This is a genomic window from Pedobacter panaciterrae (assembly GCF_013204795.1).
Classification (GTDB): domain Bacteria; phylum Bacteroidota; class Bacteroidia; order Sphingobacteriales; family Sphingobacteriaceae; genus Pedobacter; species Pedobacter panaciterrae.
Map to the genome: position 1 here is coordinate 462910 of NZ_JABMKW010000018.1, position 23617 is coordinate 486526.

At 38.8% G+C, this 23617-nt stretch carries 16 protein-coding genes and 3 tRNA genes; 7 read left to right on the top strand and 12 right to left on the bottom strand.

The genetic code is table 11. From position 1 onward, the window contains the following. Positions 1–120: 120 nt before the first annotated feature. Positions 121–265 (bottom strand) — tRNA-Asp (locus HQN86_RS17670). Positions 266–322: 57 nt separating this feature from the next. Next, positions 323–430: transfer RNA gene (locus tag HQN86_RS17675), tRNA-Asp, on the bottom strand. A gap of 152 nt (positions 431–582) precedes the next feature. Between HQN86_RS17675 and HQN86_RS17680 the strand changes: the two genes are divergently transcribed. Then, positions 583–1056 (top strand): Lrp/AsnC ligand binding domain-containing protein, encoded by a 474-nt coding sequence (locus HQN86_RS17680; RefSeq protein WP_048908245.1) that lies wholly within the window; start codon positions 583–585, stop codon positions 1054–1056. A gap of 88 nt (positions 1057–1144) precedes the next feature. On the opposite strand, the gene HQN86_RS17685 is transcribed toward HQN86_RS17680, so the two are convergent. From HQN86_RS17685 to HQN86_RS17700, 4 genes are all read right to left on the bottom strand, one after another. Further along, a complete protein-coding gene (locus tag HQN86_RS17685; protein WP_172662232.1) occupies positions 1145–3469 on the bottom strand; it encodes a Tex family protein in 2325 nt (774 codons plus the stop codon). A 103-nt stretch (positions 3470–3572) separates the two neighbouring features. Next, complete coding sequence (locus tag HQN86_RS17690; RefSeq protein ID WP_048908243.1) at positions 3573–4559, bottom strand: pyruvate dehydrogenase complex E1 component subunit beta; 987 nt, start codon at positions 4557–4559, stop codon at positions 3573–3575. Between the two features lie 131 nt (positions 4560–4690). Next, the gene (locus tag HQN86_RS17695) at positions 4691–7564 is read right to left on the bottom strand and encodes a PD-(D/E)XK nuclease family protein (RefSeq protein ID WP_172662233.1); all 2874 of its coding nucleotides are present in this window, start codon (positions 7562–7564) and stop codon (positions 4691–4693) included. After that, the gene (locus HQN86_RS17700; RefSeq protein WP_172662234.1) at positions 7564–10869 is read right to left on the bottom strand and encodes a UvrD-helicase domain-containing protein; all 3306 of its coding nucleotides are present in this window, start codon (positions 10867–10869) and stop codon (positions 7564–7566) included. The genes HQN86_RS17695 and HQN86_RS17700 overlap by 1 nt, the downstream gene beginning before the upstream one ends. 130 nt (positions 10870–10999) lie before the next feature. On the opposite strand from HQN86_RS17700, the gene HQN86_RS17705 reads away from it, so the two are divergent. Further along, complete coding sequence (locus HQN86_RS17705; protein WP_172662235.1) at positions 11000–11539, top strand: thioredoxin family protein; 540 nt, start codon at positions 11000–11002, stop codon at positions 11537–11539. Positions 11540–11547: 8 nt separating this feature from the next. Here the strand turns inward: HQN86_RS17705 and HQN86_RS17710 are convergent, their stop codons facing one another. The 3 genes from HQN86_RS17710 to HQN86_RS17720 form a co-directional block, all read right to left on the bottom strand. Next, the gene (locus HQN86_RS17710; protein ID WP_172662236.1) at positions 11548–13254 is read right to left on the bottom strand and encodes a glycoside hydrolase family 3 protein; all 1707 of its coding nucleotides are present in this window, start codon (positions 13252–13254) and stop codon (positions 11548–11550) included. Positions 13255–13507: 253 nt separating this feature from the next. Continuing rightward, positions 13508–14140 (bottom strand): porin family protein, encoded by a 633-nt coding sequence (locus HQN86_RS17715; RefSeq protein WP_172662237.1) that lies wholly within the window; start codon positions 14138–14140, stop codon positions 13508–13510. A 274-nt stretch (positions 14141–14414) separates the two neighbouring features. Beyond that, entirely contained in the window at positions 14415–15029 is a 615-nt protein-coding gene (locus HQN86_RS17720; RefSeq protein ID WP_172662238.1) for a porin family protein, read from the bottom strand. 308 nt (positions 15030–15337) lie between these two features. Between HQN86_RS17720 and glpK the strand changes: the two genes are divergently transcribed. The 4 genes from glpK (at position 15338) to HQN86_RS17745 (ending at position 20944) form a co-directional block, all read left to right on the top strand. After that, on the top strand, positions 15338–16828 hold the full coding sequence (glpK, locus tag HQN86_RS17725; RefSeq protein ID WP_172662239.1) for a glycerol kinase GlpK: 1491 nt from the start codon (positions 15338–15340) through the stop codon (positions 16826–16828). A gap of 32 nt (positions 16829–16860) precedes the next feature. Further along, positions 16861–17592 carry an MIP/aquaporin family protein gene (locus tag HQN86_RS17730; protein ID WP_172662240.1) on the top strand — a complete coding sequence of 244 codons (732 nt, stop codon included), beginning with the start codon at positions 16861–16863 and terminating at the stop codon, positions 17590–17592. 151 nt (positions 17593–17743) lie between these two features. Further along, positions 17744–17953 carry a hypothetical protein gene (locus tag HQN86_RS17735; RefSeq protein ID WP_172662241.1) on the top strand — a complete coding sequence of 70 codons (210 nt, stop codon included), beginning with the start codon at positions 17744–17746 and terminating at the stop codon, positions 17951–17953. Positions 17954–18364: 411 nt separating this feature from the next. Next, complete coding sequence (locus HQN86_RS17745; RefSeq protein ID WP_172662242.1) at positions 18365–20944, top strand: hypothetical protein; 2580 nt, start codon at positions 18365–18367, stop codon at positions 20942–20944. 127 nt (positions 20945–21071) lie between these two features. Here the strand turns inward: HQN86_RS17745 and HQN86_RS17750 are convergent. The 3 genes from HQN86_RS17750 to HQN86_RS17760 all read right to left on the bottom strand — a co-directional run bounded on the left by HQN86_RS17750 (position 21072) and on the right by HQN86_RS17760 (position 23196). Beyond that, positions 21072–21159: transfer RNA gene (locus HQN86_RS17750), tRNA-Ser, on the bottom strand. Positions 21160–21206: 47 nt separating this feature from the next. Beyond that, positions 21207–22637, bottom strand: coding sequence for a pyruvate kinase (gene pyk / locus HQN86_RS17755; protein WP_172662243.1), 1431 nt, complete (start codon positions 22635–22637; stop codon positions 21207–21209). Between the two features lie 139 nt (positions 22638–22776). Further along, positions 22777–23196 carry an IPExxxVDY family protein gene (locus tag HQN86_RS17760; protein WP_048908234.1) on the bottom strand — a complete coding sequence of 140 codons (420 nt, stop codon included), beginning with the start codon at positions 23194–23196 and terminating at the stop codon, positions 22777–22779. A 158-nt stretch (positions 23197–23354) separates the two neighbouring features. Here HQN86_RS17760 and HQN86_RS17765 point away from each other — a divergent pair, with 158 nt between their 5' ends. Further along, positions 23355–23591, top strand: a complete 237-nt coding sequence (locus HQN86_RS17765) for an acyl carrier protein (protein ID WP_008508386.1) — start codon at positions 23355–23357, stop codon at positions 23589–23591. The last annotated feature ends 26 nt before the right edge of the window (positions 23592–23617 follow it).

The window sequence follows — 23617 nt, forward strand, 5'->3', positions numbered from 1 at the left end:
TGTGTTTCACAATCTGAAACACACCCTTCTTGTTTTGCATTAAATAGGTCATAACAAAAAAAAGAGTGGCCCTATCCGGGGTCACTCGTTTTTTAACTAACTTATTATTCATAAAAAAACTGGCTGTTGGGGAAGGAGTCGAACCTTCAAGGGGTAGTTAGCTACAGTTCAAAAATTAATTTGTGGTCAACCCATAAACTGCGTTTATCCATTTATCCCCACCACCGAGACAAGAAGGCGTGTCTGCCAATTTCACCACCCAACATTATATAAAGTACTAATTCTTAAGTAGTAGGTTTAGGTTGATTTAACTACTTAATAGCTGTAGGGGAAGGAGTCGAACCTTCAAGGAGTGGTTAGCCCTTACGGGTTTTCCAAATTCTCCACCACCGAGACAAGGAGGTGCGTCTGCCAATTTCACCACCCTACAGAGTATAAACAAGTTTTAAAGAACTATTTTTTGTTACTTGCTTGATACAAATGTAACAACAACCTATATACGTTGCAAATATTTTAAACATTTTATTTTATTTTTACGATATTTCTAATTAACTTAGAATATTGTTACCAAATATCAAAACGATGCTTAAAAAAGAAACCCAAAATTTAGAAATTGATAACCTGGATATTGATATCTTGAAGCAGCTGATGCATGATGCAACTAAGCCTTACACTGAAATTGCTAAAGATCTGATTGTTTCTGGTGGAACAATACATGTCCGCATGAAAAAACTTCAGGAAATGGGTATCATCAAAGGGTCACATCTCATTATTGATCCGCAAAAGGCTGGTTACGACATCTGTGCCTTCCTTGGTATCTATCTTGAAAAGGGAATTCAATATAAAGATGCTGTAGAGCAACTAAGCAAAATTAAAGAAGTTGTAGAACTCCATTACACTACCGGTGCCTATAGTATGTTTGCCAAGATCATTTGTCGCGATACGAGCCACCTTAGACATGTATTAAACGAAGAAATCCAGGCTGTATCTGGCATACAACGTACAGAAACATTAATCTCTCTTGAAGAAAGTATCAAAAGACAGATTGAGCTGTAGTTAACAAAATGAGATTACCAATGACGTTTTTTTAAATCGTCCGTCATCTCCACGATAGGAGAGATGACGGACTGCAATGCTCTTTTTACTATTTAAACATGTTTTTCAATGCTTCAAGCTTCAATTGTAAATCCCCATCTGGTAGCGGTTTATCTTTCTTCCCTCCAACACCATTAGTTTGAGGTTTTGACGGCTTTCTATGTTGATCCGGTTTACCTGCACTTACCGGTTTTTTAAAGCTATTTGGTTTTTGATCTGCCTTTTTAACCTGAGGCTTTGGAGCAGCGGTGGCTGTTTTCATAGAAAGCGAAATACGCTTTCTTGCCACATCCACTTCAACTACCGTAACTTCTACTTTTTGATGAACTTTAACAACATCATTGGCATTGGTTACAAATTTATTGGAAAGCTGACTCGTATGCACTAATCCATCCTGATGAACTCCTATATCTACAAAGGCTCCGAAATTGGTAATATTGGTAACAATGCCAGGCAATTTCATACCGATCTTTAAATCAGCTATTGCATTTATGCCATCAGTAAAGCTAAATATTTCGAACTGCTCACGAGGATCTCTTCCTGGTTTTGCAAGCTCACTCATAATATCATTTAAGGTTGGCAAACCAATTTCTTCACTTACATATTGCTGAAGTTTGATCTGTTTTCTTAATTCAGCATCCTTCATTAACTGAGCTACGCTGCAGTTCAGGTCTCTTGCCATTTTATTAACCAGGGCATAGCGCTCTGGGTGAACAGCGCTAGTATCAAGCACATGCTCAGCATTTCTAATTCTCAAAAATCCAGCGGCCTGCTCAAAAGCCTTGTCTCCTAAACGAGGTACCTTTTTAAGGCTTTCTCTATTTTTAAAAGCACCATGCTCATTACGATAACTTACTATGTTTTGTGCAAGCTGCGGACCAAGCCCTGATACGTACGCCAGAACCTGTTTGGATGCCGTGTTTAACTCTACGCCTACAGCGTTCACACAACTCATTACAGTGTCATCTAAAGAAGCCTGCAGCTTATTCTGATCTACGTCATGCTGGTACTGCCCTACACCTATAGACTTAGGATCTATTTTAACAAGCTCTGCCAACGGATCCATTAAACGACGTCCAATTGAGACTGCCCCACGAACGGTGATGTCCTGAGTTGGAAATTCTTCTCTGGCAACCTCAGAGGCTGAATAGATAGATGCACCATTTTCATTAACCATCACCACAATTACGTCGGCTATAGCCAACCCACGGATAAACACCTCGGTCTCTCTGCCTGCAGTTCCATTTCCAATAGCGATAGCCTCAACATTGTGCTTAGCACATAATTTTTTGATGGTTTCGGCAGCTTCAAGAACACCTCTTTGACCGTTATGCGGATAGATAGCAGTATTTTCAAGTAATTTACCTTGCATATCCAAACAAACAACCTTGCATCCGGTACGGAATCCAGGATCTATTGCCAAAACATTCTTTTGTCCCATTGGAGCAGCCAGCAGCAATTGCCTTGCATTCTCTGCAAATACACGGATCGCTTCTTCATCGGCCTTTTCTTTTGAAATACCGCGAACCTCTGTTTCCATTGCTGGGCCCAGCAAACGCTTATAGCTATCTTGTATGGCTAATTTAACCTGTGCTGAACTGCCATTGTTGCTTTTCACAAACTGCTTCTCCAGAATTTGAATTGCTCCCTCTTCCTCAGGCATGGTTTCAAGCTTTAGAATATCCTCATTTTCTCCTCTGCGCATTGCAAGGATTCTATGAGAAGGGGCTGTTTTAAGTGGCTCGTTCCAGTCAAAATAGTCTTTGTATTTAATCCCCTCTTCTTCTTTTCCCTTTACCAGGGTCGATTTAAAAATCGCATTGTTTTGAAAATATTTTCTCATTGATGTTCTTGCATCAATGTTCTCATTTATAATTTCTGCAATGATATCTCTAGCCCCGGCAAGCGCTTCATCTGTTGATGATACGCCAAGCTCATCATTAAGAAACTTACCGGCTTCAAGTTCCGGATCTTGTTTGCTTTGCTCAAGTATGGCAATAGCAAGAGGCTCCAAACCTTTTTTACGGGCTTCTGATGCTCTGGTTTTACGCTTTGGTTTATACGGAAGGTAGATATCTTCAATGGTGGCAATATTTGTTGCCGCGTTTATTTTTGCTTCAAGCTCTGGTGTAAGTTTTTCAAGTGCAGCAAGTGCTTTTAAAATTGCTTCTCTACGCTTATCGAGCTCACGAAGCTGCTGAAACCTGTCGCGGATGGCGGCAACCTGTACCTCATCCAAACTCCCTGTCATCTCCTTGCGGTAACGGGAAATAAAGGGAACAGTTGCTCCTTCATCCAATAATTCAATAGTAGCGATAACCTGCTTTTCCGCCACTGCGAGTTCAGCAGCGATTATTGTAGAGTGATTACTCATTTTGATCTCTATTTGATGTTGTAAAGTACAGTGGGGTCAAAAATAAAAAAAATCCCGCAGAGGGTTTAACCAGCGGGATTATATTTCTTTTAAATAATTAGTCTTATTTTGCTACGTACATAACTTCTTTTACAGCTTTAACTACCTTTTCTGCATTAGGTAAGCTAGCCGCAATAAGAGTTGGTGCATAAGGCAACGGTACATCTGCACAAGTGATACGCAATACCGGAGCATCAAGATAATCGAAAGCATTTTTTTGGATATTAAATGCAATTTCAGAAGAGATAGAAGCCAATGGCCAAGCCTCTTCAACAATTACCAAACGATTGGTTTTCTTAACAGATTCAATGATAGTTGCATAATCAATAGGACGTACAGTACGTAAATCAATTACTTCAACACTAACGCCTTCTTTAGTTAATTCTTCTACAGCTGGGTTTACAACACGGGTAAGCATCTTGCCAAAAGTTACGATGGTTACATCAGTACCTTCTTTTACAACGTTAGCCTTACCTAGAGGAATATAAAATTCGCCTTCAGGAACTTCGCCTTTATCGCCGTACATAACCTCAGATTCCATGAAGATAACCGGATCAGGATCAATAATAGATTGTTTAAGCAAGCCTTTAGCTTCGTAAGGAGTAGATGGAACTACAACTTTTAAACCCGGACAGTTTGCATACCAGTTCTCAAAGTTTTGAGAGTGCTGAGCACCTAACTGACCTGCATTTCCAGTTGGTCCGCGAAATACAATAGGCACAGAAAACTGTCCGCCACTCATAGATAGCATTTTTGCTGCACCATTAATGATCTGATCTATAGCAACCAGAGAGAAGTTAAAAGTCATGAATTCTATGATTGGAACCAATCCGTTCATTGCTGCGCCAATACCTATACCGGTAAAGCCCAACTCAGCTATAGGCGTGTCTATAATGCGTTTGTCTCCAAATTCATCCAACATTCCCTGACTAACTTTATATGCACCATTATATTGTGCAACTTCTTCGCCCATCAAAAAAATGTTCTCATTTTTGCGCATTTCTTCGCTTAAGGCCTCACGTAAAGCTTCTCTAAATTGAATCTCTCTCATTGTATATTCAAATGTTAATTGCGGCAAACTTAGATAAAATTGTTTTTATATGCAATTTATTCGCACCACTGCCCGCCTTTGAAAAGAAAGTTTTACACTTGAAATATATCCATAATGGTTTAATTCCTTAACTATCTCTGACAAATGTCTTTATAAGGGCAATACGAGCAGTTTTCTTTATTCTCAGTTTGCAGAAACGGAATGTTTTCATCAAACAGTTCATTCAGCTTTTCATTTAATTTATCAGCAAACATAGATTTAAACGCTTCAAGGCTCTGATCCTGCAATACCAATCCCCCTTTTTGCTTTTCTTTAAATAAAGTACCCTCTTTAAAATCTCTAACGGTATAAAGATGAGGCTCTACATATTGCCTACCTTTAACCTGCTCATACACATACGTGTAGAATAATGTTTGTATAAGAGCTTTGTTATGATCTTTTGCCTGATCCTCGAAAAGAGAAGGAAAATCTTTGTACTTAAGCTGATCTTTGCCTGTTTTATAATCAACGATCCTGATCTTTCCATCTTTTACATCAACGCGGTCAATGATACCGTACAGCCAGATATTACGATTCTTTCCTTCTGTATCAATTGGATAAAGCATCACATAATCGCTTTTATTTTCAAGTTCCTCTATTTTAAAAGGCGTAAGCTTTTCATCATTTCTTAAAATTTTAAGCGCATACTGCTCTAATACCTGTAACACAATTTGTTGCAAAGCCGGAGTTTGCGTTCCCGCTTTGGCCGCATTAAGCTTAAGTTCTTTAGCCAGGGCAAATTCACAAATATCTGACAGCTTCTTTTCCCTTTCCTTAATAAAATCGGCGGTTATCTCAGCTCCTACACTAGGCTCATAAAAAACTTCCATTACCGTATGTAGTGCACTTCCAATTAAATTGGCTTCTATTCTATCCGGTAAATCTTTAGGCTCCTTTAACCCGGCAATATTTTTATAGAAAAACCTTAGAGAGCAGGTATTATAATCTGTAAACGCAGTAGCAGATATTTTCTTGTCGTATTTGGGGGTAGAATTTCTTTTGAAATATTTCTCCAGTCCTTTTAATACATCTCCCTTTTTTTCTACAACAATTTTCAGGTTTCTGGGATTCTCAATTGATTGGTTCTGCTGCACCCTATGCGAAAACGTACAATTGGTTTCGAACTCCAGCTGTTTTACAAATCGGCTTTCCTCTCCTGTACTTTTCTCGTCTGTAACACCATTATAAACCAGTGTAATTTTTTTGGCAACATGCAGTAACCTATAAAACAGGTAAGCCGAAATTGCATTCTGATGTTCAAGTATAGGCAAACCAAAAGCACGTCTAATATTATCAGGAATAAATGAGGGGTTATTATTGATTTTAGGAAGGATACCTTCATTTACACCTAAAACGATAAGTTCATCAAAGTCCAGGTTCCTGCTTTCCAAAAGTCCCATTACCTGCAAACCGGCCAAAGGTTCTCCTTCAAAGGGCACGGTTAATCCTTGAAGTGCTTTTCTGATAAGCTTAAAAACAAACCTCGGATTCAAATCCTTTACTCCCTCTGCTTTTAGCTCTTCAAAACTATCTGTAAGTGCATTAAGTGCTTTTACTGCTTCGGTACACAATAAGCTGTCCATTCTTTGCAGCTTGCTTTCTTCTGAAACGTATAATAATACACTTGCAAGATGCCTTATCGTTGTAAAGGAATCGACAAAAGTGTTGAAGGTGATGGTTGCGATCTTGCCCATCCGCAAGAGTTCTGCTCTATCAAAAGATGCCTTTTTCTCATCAACAACTTTATTATGCAACTCATTGCGTAGATCCGGGTCAATAGGAATCAACGGATTAAAAAGGAAAGATAAAACATGCTTATAGTTAACCTCTGCATCAGACAACAGGGCTTCCTGGATACTGAGCCAAAGATCACATAAGCCATATAAGGCCGATTGCTCAAAAGGATAGCCCATAGTAACATTCACACTATCGTCGTCAATAGTTTGCAAAGCCGGGATTAGCAACTTTTCATCGGCAAGAATAATTGCTTTTCCACCTGCACTTTTAGCCCCATTTTCTGATAAAAGCTCCGAAAGTAACTTGCCCTGAGCAACATTACCCAGTGCCTGCACAACAACAAATTCCTTTGCCGCATCGTTCAGTCTTGCCAGCGCTACTTTAAACTGGTTAACCAGTCCAACAGTATGTATATTTCTTCTGATAAAATGTCCGGCTTCCTGCAATGGATTTGAAAAATAATGCGCGTCTACATCAAAATAGAAAGAACACCATCCTTTTTCCTGCCACTGCTTAAAAAACCGCTCTTCCGCTTTTGACAAAGCGTTGAAACCAACAAATACAGTATGTTTAAATGCTTTTAAAAATTCGGGATCTGAGTTCTTACCTTCTGCAAGGTTACGGTACATCCTGGCATTGGTAACCAGATTTTCCTTAGCTAATCTTGAGTGAAAATTAACATAAAGCAAGGGCATTCTTTGCCATAGCTCTATAAACCTTTCTTGCATTTGGTTCTGCTTTTTTGCAGAAAAAGAGCCCCAGAATGTTCGCATAAACTGTAATTGCTCCTCATCAAAGTTTGGGAATTGCAGTTGCAGTTCGGCTATATCTTCAATTAACCCAAATATCTCTTTAGCATTGGCCAGATAATAATCTACCTGACTAAAATCGCCAAGAATAATTTCTGCCAGCGGATAAAACTCATCCGGCGAAACATCTTCTTTGCCCTCTCCTTTTAATAGTTCATTATAACAGGTATATAAAACAAAGAATTGTTTAAGCTGACCTGCAGGAACAAGTACCGTGCCTCGTGAAAGAAATTCCTGAATAGTATACATCTGTGGGCTCCAAATTGGCTTACCGCTCACTTCTGCAAGGTATTTCTTTAAGTATAGCTGAGGTCTTTTATTGTTAAAAACAATGGCTACATCCTGTAGTTCATTACCAAAACGTTCTAAAAGATCGGCGGCAACTCTGTTCAAAAACTTTCCTTCGTTCACACTTTCCATTACGATACTTTTAATAATTTTCCTGTTTCGGCATACCAGATGTAAGCGTCTATTTGTTTAAACTCATCCATTTTCAACAGGTTTTCCCTGTAATGATTGATATCGTCTATGTATTTATTATGAGGGGCACCAAATTTAAAATCGAGCAACACAGCCTTATCCTCCATTACAAAAAGCTTATCCGGACGTTTCACTTCTCCCCCCTCCAAAATCATATCTCTTTCACTAATTATGCTTTTAGAATTCTTAAACCACTCTGCTATTTCCTGTTGATTGATCACATCTATAACTGCTTGCTTTACTTCATCACGCTCACTGCGCCTGATCAGACCTTCCTGCATTTTCACCGAGATCAATTTATCAAGATCTTTTAAATCTGTAATGGTTTCCAGAATACCATGTAACACTACTCCTTTTCGTTGGCGGGCATTAAACCAACCATCATCATTATTCTTTTGGTAATTAAACTTAGAAGTCAGGCGCTCATTCACATAATAATTAGAAACCTTTATGGCGCTTTCATTAATTTCAGATGCTTTTTTAACTGCAGGCCGTAATTCTCCAAAAGACATCAGGTTTTCTTCAAGTACAAAACCTGATTCCTCTTCATTTTTAAAAAGGTTCAGTAATATATTCTGAAGCTCATTTTTAACCGTACTTTCCTTTTTCTTCTCTACAGTTGTTGTTTTAGGGCATACCAGATATAAATATTCTCTTGCCCTGGTGGTTGCTACATATAATGTATTTAGGGCATCCATATAGTTTAGCAGCATTTCTTCAAAGTACTCACGTGCAAACGCTGTAGACGCAAGTTTACTGCTATAATCCACTGGTAAAGTACTAAAGTTTTCAAACCCTGCCTGTCCGGCATTCACCCATAGTATTTTCTTAATAAATCCACTTGGGATATTTAATTTCCAGTTTAAAAATGGAATAATTACCGCCTTAAACTCTAATCCTTTCGATTTATGAATGGTCATGATTTGCACCGCATCCTGATCATCAGCGTTAGGCAAAGCTTTATTTAAGCCTTCTTCATCCCACCATTCCAGGAACCTACCCAGACCCTGATCACCTCCTCCGGCAAAAACACCTATCTGATCTCTAAGCGCCATAATAAAAGGAATATGATTTTCATTCCGGCCCGTCCCCAATCCAAAAAACTGCACCATTCTTTCCATTAAGCTGGTCATAGGCAACTGCCTGAAATTCTCAAAACCGTTGCAGAAGTCCTCAGGAAAATAAGAGGTAAGATTTTGAATAGGCTGACTAGCAATATCCATCCAATCCTGAGCAGTTAGCGCTACTTTCTCATCCATCCCTTCCGGGTTGTTAATCTGGCTATACAACCTTGCGCATGTAGCCCGATAAATAGCCTGTTCATCCTCTCTTGCCACCAACATTCTAAATATATTGATCAGCAACTGGACGGCAAGGTTAGACGATATCTTTAAAGCATCTCCGGAAATAACCTGAAACGTTTTGCCCGCAGCGGCCGATAAATCGTCTTGTCTATCCAATAAGGCTGAAATCATTATTTCTGCCTCTCTATTAGTCTTTACCAACACACAAATATCTTTCATAAAAAACCCATGAACCGATAGCAGTTCAATGATTTTGTTAACGGAATGAATAGCCGCAACGGGACTTTCATCCTCTGACTCTGAATCATCTTCCTTGTTCAGAAATTGCATCTCGATTTTACCCCCCGTTAGCGTTTGAGGAGTAACGTTTTGAAAGCTTCCTTCATAAGCGCTATCAATAATTTGGTTATACTCCTGATTCCAATAACTTAAAAGATCTTCTCTCTGCGTCTCTGCCAGGATTCCATTGAGTTGTCTTTGCAAAATAGATGGCAAATGGCTGTACAGAAAATTGTTAAATGCAATCACATTAGCTGTACTTCTCCTGTTAAACTCCAGGTTTTCCTCTACAACATTATGCGCCTGCACATCATGTCTTACATTACTATGCAAAATGCGCCAGTCGCCACTACGCCATCTATATATTGACTGCTTTACATCACCTACAATGAGGTGCTCGGTAGTATTCCCTTCAAATTCTGATAGCGCATTTCTAATAAGTGGCAAAAAATTAAGCCACTGCATGGTGCTGGTATCCTGGAATTCATCGAATAAAAAATGCTTATACCTATTTCCCGTTTTTTCCCAGATAAAAGAAGGATTTTCCGCATCCGCTCCAGTTATGCCAACCAATAACTGTTGGGCATCACTGATAAGGAGTGCTTTATTTTCGGCCCTATAATTTTTTAATTGCTGTGCCATTTCCTGCATCAACCGTAAGTAAGAACTGTTTTTATGAATGGCCAGCCATGTTGAGTATTGTTCGGCACCTTCCTGATAAAAGTCGACCATTTTCTTTAACCCTGGATTAAGGTCATCATACAACTGCCTTACTCCTGATGTATCCTTTAATGAGGTATGCGGCCACTGCTCAAAATCATCAACCATATTGGCCAGGGCAGGAAAAATACTATAATCTTCATTCAATATCTTATCCAGCTTTAACAAAGGATTAAGAGATTTACGTGCCAGTTCTTCGGGCAAAACACCAGAAAGATCAAATATGTATTTCAGGTCCGTAGCTTGGTCAAACAGGGTTTTATTAAATGCTTTTATGCCAGAGGTTACAGTTTGTTTTAAAGTATTAAATTCTGCCGATCTATCTTCTCCCATAAGCAACATCGCTTCCTGAAAAGGATAGTATCGTTCTTTAAAAATCTCATTGGCCAGATCCTTTAACGCACGCTGATAATTCCAGTCCTTACCATCGCTTATCCTGTCTATGGCAAGCGCCGTTACCCATTCCAGCAATTCAGGATCAGCTTCCATCTGTAAGTTCAGTGCTTTAACCAGCTCCTCCTTTACTTTGTCATGATTCATTTCCAGCTTATATCCACTATCCAGATTTAGTTCAAAAGCAAAGCTTCGAATTACCTTTTGCACAAAGCCATCAATTGTGCTTACAGAGAACCTACCAAAATCATGAAGTATGTTGCTGTAAATTATCTGTGCTTTTGCTTTAATATCCTCATCAGAAAGCTCAGGATAACTAGCCTTTAAGAGCGGCTTAAAATCTGAGGGATCGCCTTTTGCTATCGCTTGTAAGGCCCCCAATATCCGCTCCTTCATTTCGGCTGTTGCCTTATTTGTAAAGGTAACTGCAAGAATTTCCCTGTATTTACCCGGGCCGCTAAATAAAAGTGTAAGGTAATGCAGGGTTAGGCTAAAAGTCTTACCCGATCCGGCAGATGCTCTAAGCAATTTTAAAGGTTGTTGAGGCATTACGTAAAGCTATAACTTATTTAGAAAAATATGGCTACAAATAAAATCTACTATTTAACTAGAGAATATTAAACTGGTATTACAATTGATGTTAGCTATTCTATTAATTTTGCAATTAAATTACTGAACAATGAAAAGGATAGCCTTAATACTACTTATTGCCATAGCAACTGTAGGCGCAAGCTCTGCACAAGAGAAAAAAGAAGCGGTACATATTTATAATCCACAGGCCAATGCCCGTGCAGATATTGATGGCGCTGTAGCTAAAGCTAAAAAAGAAGGAAAACATGTGTTTTTGCAAATTGGTGGTAACTGGTGCAGCTGGTGTATTGCTTTTCATAAAATGGTTGACAATACGCCTGAATTAAAACAATTCATTAACGACAACTACGAAGTTGTTTTGGTAAACTACAGTCCTGAAAACAAAAACGAGGCTGTGCTTGCCAGCCTTAATTACCCGCAACGTTTCGGATTTCCTGTTTTTGTAATACTTGATGGTAACGGAAAATTATTGCATACCCAAAACTCTGCTTACCTGGAAACGGATGAGAAAGATGCAAATGGCAAAAAGAAAACGGGACATAGCGTAAAAGCTGTTACCGACTTCTTGAAAAACTGGACGCCAAAAGCAGTTGATCCGGAAACTTACAAACAACAAAAAGCAAAGTAATTTAACAATTACTCTTTGTCTCCATACTTAAAAAAAGCATTCACAGTAACGGGCAGTCTCCCTGTAGGAATCAGTTGATTCTTAATTACAGATGCGGCCGCCTTTTGCATGAAATCCTCTTTTTGATAGGCTACTATAAGCCCTTTGCTGTTCTCAAGACCAGGCAATGCCGATAGGTTATACGGATTGGCAAACAAAGCAAAAATTGCATTACTTAACGACATATCCTTAATAAACATCTTCAAGTCGTTACTTAAAATCATCCCGTTTCCAGGCCTGATACGAGTATCATGAATGCCAATAATTACCTGATCAAAAACATTAATGTATCTCAAAACCTTTGCAATAGCTGTAGCATTGGCGTTCCTATCCAGTGTATAGAATACAGAATTTTTATAGTAAGCCCCTAGATCACGTTGAAAATCTGTAACTCCAGGTGTACCTAAACTGATGATTACCGTTCTTCTATCCTTAGACAATTGACTAATATTTGCCTTGCCCCTTAACAGCGTCATAGAAGCATCAGCCAGCTTTTGCAAAAGCACTTTACTTTCCGGTCTGTTTACATCAGCAACCACATTTCTTTCATTAATAGAATCGCGGGCATTTAAGCCCGCCCAGTATTTAGCCGTAAGGATCTTTTTAACACTTTCGTTAATTCTATCCATGCTAATCCGGTCTTGTCTAACCGCTTTACGAACTAGTTTTATTGCTCTATCGCTATTTTCTGAAAGCTCCAGAATATCGTTACCTGCAATTACACCCATTACATCAGCTTCTCCGTCCTTAAAATATTTAACCACCCCTTTCATGCCCATAGCGTCAGAAATAATCAGTCCCTTAAAACCCAATTCCTGTTTTAAAATACCAGTAACAATGGGTTTTGATAATGTTGAAGGCATATTCGGTGTGTTGTCTAGTGCCGGAATATTCATGTGTGCAATCATAACACCTGCAGCACCCTGACGAATTAATTCTCTAAATGGATAAATCTCCAAACTATCCAAACGTGCTTTAGAAAACTTAAGCTGAGGAAGGTCGTAATGAGAATCTACATCGGTATCTCCATGTCCGGGAAAATGTTTAATACTAACCAATAGACCCCCATCCTGCATTCCCCTCATATATTCGCCAGCCTTTGTAGCTACGTTGTATTTATTTTCTCCGAAAGAACGATAGTTTATAACCGGATTTTTAGGGTTATTATTTACATCAACATCAGGTGCAAGATTCATGTGCATACCAATGCGTTTATAATCTTTAGCCACTTCCAGGCCCATTTTATATAACAGCTCTTTATCCTGAATTGCTCCTAAGGCCATTTGGTAAGGATAAGAGATAGTGCTATCTAAACGCATCCCCAGACCCCACTCTCCATCAGAAGTAATCAATAAGGGTACCCTTGATAATGACTGATATTGATTTGTTAAAATAGCTTGTCGGCCAGGTCCTCCCTGAAAAAACACCAAGCCACCAACATCTTCCTTTTTAATTACGTTGGCAATAGAGTCTTCATAAGCCTTCCCCAAATTGGTGTGTGCTCTCACAAAGAACATTTGGGCAATTTTCTCGCGTCTATTCAATTTATTGAATACAGAATCAACCCAGTGATTCTTCTCTGTTAAAGTTTGTAAATAAGATTTTTTTTGAGCCTTTGTTGACGATACTGAGATAGATAAAAGGAGGGTAGCAATAAGCAGATGTTTAACGTTCATTACGGCAATGGATTGTTTAAATTTCAAAGTTATAAAAAAAGCACCCTATTCAGGATGCTTTTTAAGGTTAAATAGGAATATTATCCTCACACACAATTAGGGATTAATTTCGTTCCTGCTCTCGTTGGTTATCTTTTTGAAGTATGAAGAAGAAAGAAATATCTCTTTCATAACTTTTTAAAGTTACATGCAATTTTTGATATTTTTGCAAAGACCTCAATTTCTTTTACTTACACTTTAAAAACCGGCCAACTTAAAAAGTGTAACCTAATGATAATGCAAATCCTTTATTCTTAATCTTATCCTGGTTTACATCATCCTTAAGAGCCTTTTGGAAGTCCATCATATATCGTGCGTTAACATTGATATTTGGTGTGATACTATATCCCAAACCAACAGCACCACCGGCCAGCGACTTACTAAAATTCTCTGTATCGGTCGATTCTCCCTCAATACCATTATTGAGTGCACCTGTCGATTTTTGTGAAAGAAGGAATGATACCTGAGGGCCTGCAAATACAGTTAGTTCCGGAGTAGCCTTATACCCTATTAATACAGGAACATCTATATAAGATACCTTGGTATCAAAATCCACCCCGTTTTCACTTAATTTAGCACCTTTTTGTATAAACATCGCTTCTGGCAAGAAGGCAAACCCTCCGCCCATAGGTAAATCAGCATAAATACCTGCCTGAAATCCGACCCTTGAGTCTGTTGAATAATCTTGGCCACCCCACTGGATTTTGCCCATATTCATCAAGTTGGCACCGGCTCTAATACCGAAGCTCATTTTGTCGTTAGCAGCCGACTGTGAAGTCTGTGCATTTGCCTTAAAAGCTAAACTGCTTACTGTTAATCCTAGTCCTATAATGAATAATTTTTTCATAATTTTCTGTTTAAAATTCACAGAGTGTATTGTAATAACCATGCCAAAGACCCCAAAACCAATCATCTAAAGGGAGGCGAACAAATAAACAAACAGCTCATTTACTGCCGTTTACAAACAAAACCAAACACTCATCAGAACCTAATGAACCCGTGCGTTGTGAGTGTCTCGGATTTGATACACTCTAATGGGATTAGCATAAACAAAAGAGCCCGACCATTAATAGTCGGGCTCTTCCGTAAAAATTGAGTATCTAATTATCCAACCGAAACAATTAGAATTTCAATCCTAATCCTACAGAGAACACCTGGTTCTTGTATTCAGGAGTTTCTTTTGATCCATTCTCGTTGTTCTTTTGGAAATCCAATGCATAACGGCCATGAATGTCTACCTTATCAGTTACATCATATCTGAATCCAATTACACCTCCAACCAGACTTTTCTTAAATCTATCCGATTTATCTTCAATAATTGTTTCTTCAGCAGTTCCAAATCCATTTTCAAATTTGTTTTTAGTTGAAGTAAGGAAAGATACCTGAGGACCAACCACTAAATTCAATCCTGAACCACCAACGTTAATACTTGCTAAAATAGGAATATCAATAAAATGAGTTGTTTGCGTAAATTCACCAAAAGGAGTCTCTGCTTTATACCCTTTTGTAGAATACAGTAACTCCGGAGTAAATGCCAATCCTTTAATCAGATTAATATCCAAAGTAATACCGGCATTGAAACCAGGATTAACTTTTGTTTTAAAATCATTATTACCGTCACCTTTAATAATGTTCGGTAAGTTTAAGCCTCCCTTAATACCCAATCTGATTGGGCTCTGTGCATTTGCTGCACCGGCTACGAATAGGCCAATGGCCAAAACAATTAATTTTTTCATTTTGTGTAGTTTTTCATGTTCATCAGAAAGAAATGTGCCAATTTTAAAAACAACGCCACTATATCCTCTTTAAACACTGTCTACCACCCATTTAAAACTTGTTACAACATCAATTTTTGCCTCTAAATATTATCTTCCAATTCGTTGGCTTCCTATTAAATTGTATCTAATTTGATACAAACAATTAAACATACACCTCTTCAAAACTATAGATCAGAAAAACAAAATAATTTCACACGACTTGCTTTTACTTTCGATAATGATTTCTTATACTTACGTTTTATTACACATTATTCCAAATATAAAGTATGAGCAAGTATATTCTATCCTTAGATCAGGGAACTACAAGTTCGAGGGCAATTGTTTTTGATAAAGAAGGAAGCATTATTTCAATTGCACAGAGAGAGTTTAAGCAAATATATCCTCAACCAGGATGGGTAGAGCATAATGCTACAGAAATTTGGTCTAGCCAGGTTGCTGTAGCAACTGAAGCGATCATAAAAGCCAGTATAACGCCTAACGACATCGCTGCCATAGGCATCACTAATCAGCGAGAAACAACGGTATTATGGGATAGAAAAACCGGAGAACCACTACACAACGCTATTGTATGGCAAGACAGACGCACGTCTGCCTACTGTGATGAGTTAAAAGCGCAAGGCCTGGCCAAAAGCGTACAGGAAAAAACAGGGCTTATTATAGATGCCTATTTCTCGGCCACAAAAATCAGATGGATACTGGAAAATGTTCCCGGAGCAAGAGAAAAAGCTGAAGCCGGAGATATCGCCTTTGGAACCATAGATTCATGGCTGATATGGAAACTAACTGATGGCAGGGTGCATGTTACTGATGTGACCAACGCATCAAGGACAATGATTTATAACATCCACACCCTTGACTGGGATCAGGAATTGCTTGATCTTTTTAATATACCACGCAACATCCTTCCCGAAGTAAAATCATCAAGCGAAGTCTATGGAGAAACCACAGGCAATGTACTTGCAGCCAAAATACCTATTGCAGGGATAGCTGGCGACCAACAAGCTGCTCTTTTTGGTCAAATGTGCACAGAAGTAGGTATGGTTAAAAACACTTATGGAACCGGATGCTTTATGTTGATGAATATTGGAGATAAACCTATAGTATCGCAAAACAACCTCGTAACTACCATTGCCTGGAAAATAAACGGAAAAGTACAATACGCATTAGAAGGAAGCATATTTATAGGGGGAGCAGTTGTACAGTGGCTAAGAGATGGGCTAGGCTTAATTGCCACATCAGCCGATGTAGAAGAACTGGCTTTAAGGGAAGCAGACACAGGTGGTGTATACCTTGTTCCTGCCTTCGCAGGTCTTGGGGCTCCACATTGGAATCAGGATGCCAGAGGTACCATTACCGGAATTACCAGAGGCACGAATGCATCTCACCTTGCCAGAGCAGCCATTGAAAGTATCGCTTTCCAAACAATGGAGGTGTTAAAGGCTATGGAAGCAGATTCAGGACTTAGAATTAAAGAGCTAAGAGTAGATGGGGGTGCAACTGCCAACGACATACTTATGCAATTTCAGGCTGACGTGCTTGAAACAACAGTAATCAGACCCCAGGTAACAGAGGTTACCGCCTTGGGAGCGGCATATCTGGCTGGCTTGGCTGTTGGCTACTGGAACAACATGGACGACATTAGCGGTCAGTGGAAAATAGATAAGAGCTTTAAAGCCGGAGAAGCGAAAAATATAGAAGAGCGTATTAAAGGATGGAATAGGGCTGTAAAGGCAGCAAAAGCGTACGCTGAAAATTAACCAAACTAGTAACATATTTAAATCTTATCAGCATGTCTGCATTTTCAGCCGAAATCCTCGGCACTATGTTTATGATTTTATTGGGCAACGGTGTTGTTGCCAATGTGGTTCTAACCGGAACTAAAGGAAACAATGGTGGCTGGATGGTAATTACCACAGCCTGGGCACTTGCCGTATTTGTAGGCGTAGTTATTGCCGGCCCATACAGCGGAGCTCACCTTAATCCAGCTGTAACAATTGGTTTGGCTATTGCAGGAAAATTTAACTGGGCAGATGCCCCGACCTATATTGCGGCTCAATTTATAGGCGCGATGCTGGGATCCTTTCTGGTCTGGCTTTTATTTAAAGATTTTTACAGAGGAACCGCAGACAAAGGAGCAAAACAGGCTACTTTTTGTACAGCACCAGCTATACCAAATACCATTTCAAATTTGATTAGTGAAATAATAGGCACTTTTGTGCTGATTTTTGTGATATTTCACTTTACAGATGCGTCATTAGGTGCAGATAAATCTCCAATTGGTTTAGGTTCCGTTGGTGCCTTGCCAGTAACCTTCCTGGTTTGGGTTATCGGATTATCTCTTGGTGGTACAACAGGATATGCCATTAATCCGGCGAGAGACCTTGGCCCTCGAATTATGCACGCCGTGCTTCCGGTTGCAGGTAAAGGTGGAAATAACTGGAATTATGCATGGATACCAGTAATCGGGCCTATTATAGGTTGTTCATTAGCCGCTTTGTTATATTTATGTATAAAAGTTTAGTTTTGCGACCGTAGGAGCACTATTTAAATTGAGGTTAAAATATTACATTAGAGTAAATTTTCTCGTGTTGACAAATTACAGATTTTTATACCTTTGTAATTGGGATAAGTCTATTCGTTAGACATACTAAACAAATATAAATTAACGCTCTATGGCCAAACACATACTATTGTCGTATGAACCAGATCCAAGTACAGCACATAATGCCGTTGGTATCATATACATATTAAAGATTCAACGCATAACCTGGTGGGGCTTAAGGAAACGTATTATCGAACATCATGCGCTAATTCCGTTTCATTCAGATGCTCAAAAGTATTTTGATGCGTGGAACGCTGACATTGGCAAGGAAATCAAATAAATCAATTAACAAAAATTCTGACTCAGTCTCCCTTTATTATTAGCGGTAATTTCTGCATAAGGAATCGGCCAGTCAAAGTTATCCAAACTTAGGTATTGTCCCATTCATCAGGCTTGCCACTGCGAGCCAGGTAAAGCGACACCCGAATCAGTTTAACATTCCTCCATTCTTCCCAATACAATTCGCGGGCACGTTCATTCATAATATCCCCAATGGTAACAGCCCCATGATATATATATAAGTTCAGGTGAAACAAACAAGTTAGAGGAACAGATATTCTTATCGAAGCGAAGATGTCGAAAAACAATAATATCAAAAAATGCAAATAATAACAACTTTTGAACAGTAAGGATTTGTCATGGACCTATATTTTTGTGCTCAACCAATTATAAACATTGAATCGATTTACTTATGATATGTAAACAATTTAACCTTGTTTGGAGAAACTATCTGAAATATAATCCTGATAAAGCCATAATAGCATTCGTTTTATTGATAAACTTTTTAGGGAGCAACTGTTCGGCAATTGCACAAGGCAAAGATTACCCGTCGATAACAGCAGAAAAAAATGGTACTCCAAACCTTTTTTCACCGGATCCGATAATCGACTATACCTGGAGTGATCCAAAGGCAAGTGACGGTATGGAAACTTATCAGTTGTCTCCAAAAAGTTGGACAGTCTCTAATACCAGGAACTTTAATATGTCCGATTTCAAACTGAATCATAGCATCATAGTAAACGGCGAGGGCGATATTCGTTTTGATTTCGGACAGAACAATGCCGGTTGGTTAGAATTTGACAGCCCAGACCAAATTGGGAGTGTAGAAATGAGCATTAGTGAATACAATGAAACACCTGATTACCCAGCAAATTACCCAACAAAGACTGCTCGTCCAAAAAAGTATGGAAATACCTATCGGCTTGAATTGAATCCTGAATTATATGAAGGAGTAAGATTTGGCTGGATACATGTCCGGTCATTCTCAAAAACCTGGAGAATTACCTCAGTACGACTTATTTGTCAAACCAAACCGGTTAACTATAAGGGACGTTTCTCATGTAGTGACACAACACTTACACGCATATGGTATACGGGTGCATACACGGTAAAGCTAAACCTACTTAAGGATTATCTGGGCGCGATTTTAATGAATCGCGGCGATAGATTTTCCTGGACAGGGGATGCGCATCCTGCTCAGGCAGCTTCTATGGTTGCCTTCGGGAATTTCGACTTTATCAAGAAGAATATTGAATATACTTCTACTCAGAGTAACGGCATCAGGAGTTATGCGCTTTACTGGGTTCTGAGCCTGATAGATTATTATAGGTATACTGGTGATACCGAAACATTGAACAATTATATTGCCAACGTGTGTGCAAAACTGGATGATGCCTACAAGGTTTACGGAACCGATCCAAATCTGGAGTTTTTCGGCTGGGATGAACGTTTGGGATCAGGATTTGAGCACCCCAATCTTCCCGAGCCACAAAATGCCTACAAAATGCTTTCCATACGCGCATGGAATGAATTTTCCGAAGCCATGGCTACGTGTGGACGCAAAGATCTTCAGGAAAAATATCGTGGATATGCAACTGAAAAAATCCTTGAATTGAAGAAAACTCATGAATGGTATCATTCCTTTGGTCTCCATGCCGGAGCAGATGCCATTACAACCAATCTTTTGAACGATAAAGAAAAAAAAGCGATATATAATAGAAATTTTACTGACAGGGTAAATCGGGTTTCGTATTCTCCGTTCAATCAATATTTTGTTATCCAGGCATTTGCGAGGATGAATAAATATGACGAGGCTTTAAGTTCCATACGTGATCTTTGGGGAGGTCAGTTAAGATACGGGGGCACCACATTTTTTGAAGACTACCGTCCATCATGGAACTCAGTAATCAGTACCAATGGTCCGGTGCCCAACAACCAGTGTGGTTTTACCAGCCTTTGCCACCCATGGGGTGCAGGAGTTACAAAATGGCTTAGCGAAGAAGTGCTCGGCATAAAGCCGACTGCTCCCGGCTTTACTACATTTGACATACTACCCCACCTTGGCCGAACGTTGACAGATGTCTCAGGAAGAACTCCAACCCCACTCGGCGATATCAGCGCAAATTTTGATATTTTAACTGGGCTATCTGTCATATCCACCCCTGCCGGCAGCATCGGAAGAATTGGCATTCCAAAAGCTGAAAAAAAAATTAGTCGCATCACGATCAATGGCAAATTGGCCTGGGATGGGAAATATCATTCAGTATCGGGCGTTTCCGCTGCGAGAGAGGATACGCATTTTTTGTACTTTACCGGTGTACGCCATGGCACATATAAAATTGTCACAACCTATTTAGGTAACACACCAAAATATCCTGAACCTATTGAACAATATCCTGCAAAGTTCATGGGTATGGATACAACCACGAGCGGAAATTGGGGTAAGATCTTTGGAAAAGACGGCTATGTCCTTTGCAATTATAATGGAGCTGGAGTCGATAAAAGAGCGCTTCCCAGCTATGTTTCCGCTGTTTCTTATTACAAAGTCAAGGGTAACGGCGAACCGCTCAATACAGTATGGGAACCTAAGACCAATGACCAGCAGGCGTTAGCTCCAGATGCAGGAAACGGAACACCCAGAACTGCCTCCTGTCTCTACAGTGCAGACGCTGATCAGATCGGGTACACTTTCACCTGTACCATTGACATCAAAGGCGTAAAAAACCATCAGGTATCGCTCTACTTTGTCGACTGGGATAAAAAGCGCAGAAAAATTTCGGTGGAGATGTTCGACGCAGCAACATCAAACCTAATCGCCCCGGTAAAAATAGTTGAAAATTCCATCGGTGGAACCTACCTGAAGTTTGCTTACAATAAATCCGTGAAATTCAGGATCAATATGGTTAGGGGCGATAATGCAGTATTGAACGGAATATTTTTTGATCCTGTATCAAGTAACAAACCTATCAGGCAAGAAAGGAGTGGCTATTGAAATATGGACTATTTATAGCCTGGGTTTGTTTTATAGATATCATTTGCCGAACCAGGTATAAATTAAAGCAAATAGGGCTGCTCGACATCGAACAACCCTATGAGTTTAAAAATTCATTTGCATCTTGCGGAGAGTGAGAGATTCGAACTCTCGATACCCTTTTGAGGTATACACACTTTCCAGGCGTGCTCCTTCAACCACTCGGACAACTCTCCTTTTTTCAGGATTGCAAAAGTAGTATTTTTTTTCCTGTTACTGAATATTAATCAATAACAGTGATTTTTAACATATTTGTTTTGCCTTTCTGTTCCATTGGAATAGCAGCAGTGTTAATAATCACGTCTCCTTTTTTAACCATTTTGTATTCCTTAAGCAGGCTGTTTACATCTTGAATGGTCTCATCAGTACTTTCAAATTTATCGTAATAAAAACCTTGAACACCCCATAAAAGGCTCAAAGTATTTAATAGAGATCTGTTACTGGTAAAGATATAAGTTAATGCCTTAGGTCTGTGGCTTGAAATTTCAAATGCAGTATATCCGCTCACGGTCATAGAAACGATACCAACTGCGTTTGTTTGCTTAGACAGGAAACAAGCAGTATCGCAAACTGCATCGCTTAAAAAGCTCTCAGATTTTGGTTTAAGGAACTTTTCAGGGTGGAATGGATAGTTATTAGTTTCGATATTCTGAATGATCTTCTGCATAGTCTCAATAACGATAAGCGGAAACTCACCTACTGAGGTCTCGCCACTTAGCATTACTGCATCAGCACCATCAAGAACAGAGTTAGCAACATCATTAACCTCAGCACGGGTTGGCCTAGGTGTAGTAATCATACTTTCCAACATTTGGGTAGCAATAATTACCGGTTTCGAAGCAGCTCTGCACTTTTGTACAATCATTTTTTGTAACAAAGGAACTTCTTCCATTGGCATTTCAACTCCCAGGTCACCACGGGCAACCATGATACCATCAGAAACAGCAATGATTTCATCGATATTAGCGATTGCCTCGGGTTTTTCGATTTTAGCGATTACACGGGCAGTTTTACCTCTTTGCTTGATGATGTCTTTTAATTCAATAATGTCTTCAGCATTACGAACAAATGAAAGTCCAATCCATTCTACATCGTTTTCGAGAACAAACTCAAGGTTTTTTCTGTCTTCAACTGTAAGAGAAGGAATAGAAACTTTTGTATTAGGTAAATTCACACCTTTTCTTGAGGTAAGAATACCACCGTGAACTATTTCGCAAAGAACTTCGTCTTTAAGGTTAGTTTCGATAACACGCATTTGCAGCTTACCATCATCTAAAAGGATGATTTCGCCAGCTTTTACATCTTTTGGAAAAGTATCGTAAGTGATGTAAATCCGTTCTTCATTTCCTATGCATTCTTGCGTAGTAATGATGGTACGGTTTCCATTAACTAAGTTGATACCACCATCCTTAACCATACCAATCCTAATTTTAGGCCCTTGTAAATCGGCAAGGATACCTACATTATAATTGTATTTTTCATTGATATTACGAATGGTATCCAATACTTCCTGATGATCTGCCTGAGAACCGTGAGAAAAATTTAAACGGCAAACGTCTAATCCGGCGTTAAACATACTGTATAAAACTTCCGGTTTAGCTGAAGCAGGGCCCAGGGTGGCCACAATTTTTGTTCTGGAATGAAATGGTTTCATTTAGTTACTTAAATTTATTATTGACGCGCAAATCGATGATTTTTCACATAAAAAACCCATGCTCGTCTGATTATTAATGTTATTTGTCTGATAATGTAAGTTCAAATATAGTGTATTTAATACACCTACAATATAAAATTTACATTATCAAATTTTCCCTCGACTTCAATTTGCGCGGATCTATCTGCGCAGCTACCTGAATATCAGGTAGTTTATTCAATCCGTTGATTATAAAATTAAGATCTTCTTTATCAATGTACTGATGAATAATCATAAAAAAATCTACTTTATTCATTTCAGGAATTAAAAACCCTTCGGCATTTCGGTTGTTAAGGATATAATATTCAATTTCACCTTGTTCAACGTAAAAATAATACTTTGAAAACGGTAATGGGTCTTCATCAATATTAAAGTAAACCTCGTGATCCTCAACCTTTTCAAAATTAAAATTAAGACTAGTATTTACTTTATGACAAAGCATATAATCCTTTAGCGATGCAGTAATGGCAATTAGTACAAAATCGAGGTCTAATGATAGTTTTAAATAAGTTTTGTTCAAAACGCAGTATATTTACGGGATTACGAAATTATAAAACTAATTTTACTTTAATGTTCGAAATAAAAACATTAAAATTGATAGAGAAATAAAAACATTTGAAATGTGTAAGAATTTATTTTTCTTTGCACTGAATTATTTAACCATTAAATTATAACATTATGTCTGATATTGCTTCAAGAGTTAAGGCTATTATCGTTGAAAAATTAGGTGTGGATGAAAGCGAAGTTACACCAGAGGCTTCTTTCACTAACGATTTAGGTGCGGATTCTTTAGATACAGTAGAACTTATTATGGAGTTTGAAAAAGAATTCAATGTAGCAATCCCTGATGATCAGGCTGAGACCATTGGTACAGTTGGTCAAGCAATTGCTTACTTAGAAAAAAACGTTAAGTAAAATACGGTCTCCGTATAATCCGTATA

Excerpts from the sequence above, each read along its gene's own strand:
- HQN86_RS17720 (WP_172662238.1), bottom strand. The coding sequence starts at position 15,029 with ATGAAAAAATTAATTGTTTTGGCCATTGGCCTATTCGTAGCCGGTGCA.
- HQN86_RS17695 (WP_172662233.1), bottom strand. The coding sequence starts at position 7,564 with ATGGAAAGTGTGAACGAAGGAAAGTTTTTGAACAGAGTTGCCGCCGAT.
- HQN86_RS17690 (WP_048908243.1), bottom strand. The coding sequence starts at position 4,559 with ATGAGAGAGATTCAATTTAGAGAAGCTTTACGTGAGGCCTTAAGCGAA.
- HQN86_RS17745 (WP_172662242.1), top strand. The coding sequence starts at position 18,365 with ATGATATGTAAACAATTTAACCTTGTTTGGAGAAACTATCTGAAATAT.
- HQN86_RS17715 (WP_172662237.1), bottom strand. The coding sequence starts at position 14,140 with ATGAAAAAATTATTCATTATAGGACTAGGATTAACAGTAAGCAGTTTA.
- HQN86_RS17705 (WP_172662235.1), top strand. The coding sequence starts at position 11,000 with ATGAAAAGGATAGCCTTAATACTACTTATTGCCATAGCAACTGTAGGC.
- HQN86_RS17685 (WP_172662232.1), bottom strand. The coding sequence starts at position 3,469 with ATGAGTAATCACTCTACAATAATCGCTGCTGAACTCGCAGTGGCGGAA.
- HQN86_RS17735 (WP_172662241.1), top strand. The coding sequence starts at position 17,744 with ATGGCCAAACACATACTATTGTCGTATGAACCAGATCCAAGTACAGCA.
- glpK (WP_172662239.1), top strand. The coding sequence starts at position 15,338 with ATGAGCAAGTATATTCTATCCTTAGATCAGGGAACTACAAGTTCGAGG.
- HQN86_RS17710 (WP_172662236.1), bottom strand. The coding sequence starts at position 13,254 with ATGAACGTTAAACATCTGCTTATTGCTACCCTCCTTTTATCTATCTCA.
- HQN86_RS17680 (WP_048908245.1), top strand. The coding sequence starts at position 583 with ATGCTTAAAAAAGAAACCCAAAATTTAGAAATTGATAACCTGGATATT.
- HQN86_RS17730 (WP_172662240.1), top strand. The coding sequence starts at position 16,861 with ATGTCTGCATTTTCAGCCGAAATCCTCGGCACTATGTTTATGATTTTA.
- HQN86_RS17765 (WP_008508386.1), top strand. The coding sequence starts at position 23,355 with ATGTCTGATATTGCTTCAAGAGTTAAGGCTATTATCGTTGAAAAATTA.
- HQN86_RS17700 (WP_172662234.1), bottom strand. The coding sequence starts at position 10,869 with ATGCCTCAACAACCTTTAAAATTGCTTAGAGCATCTGCCGGATCGGGT.
- pyk (WP_172662243.1), bottom strand. The coding sequence starts at position 22,637 with ATGAAACCATTTCATTCCAGAACAAAAATTGTGGCCACCCTGGGCCCT.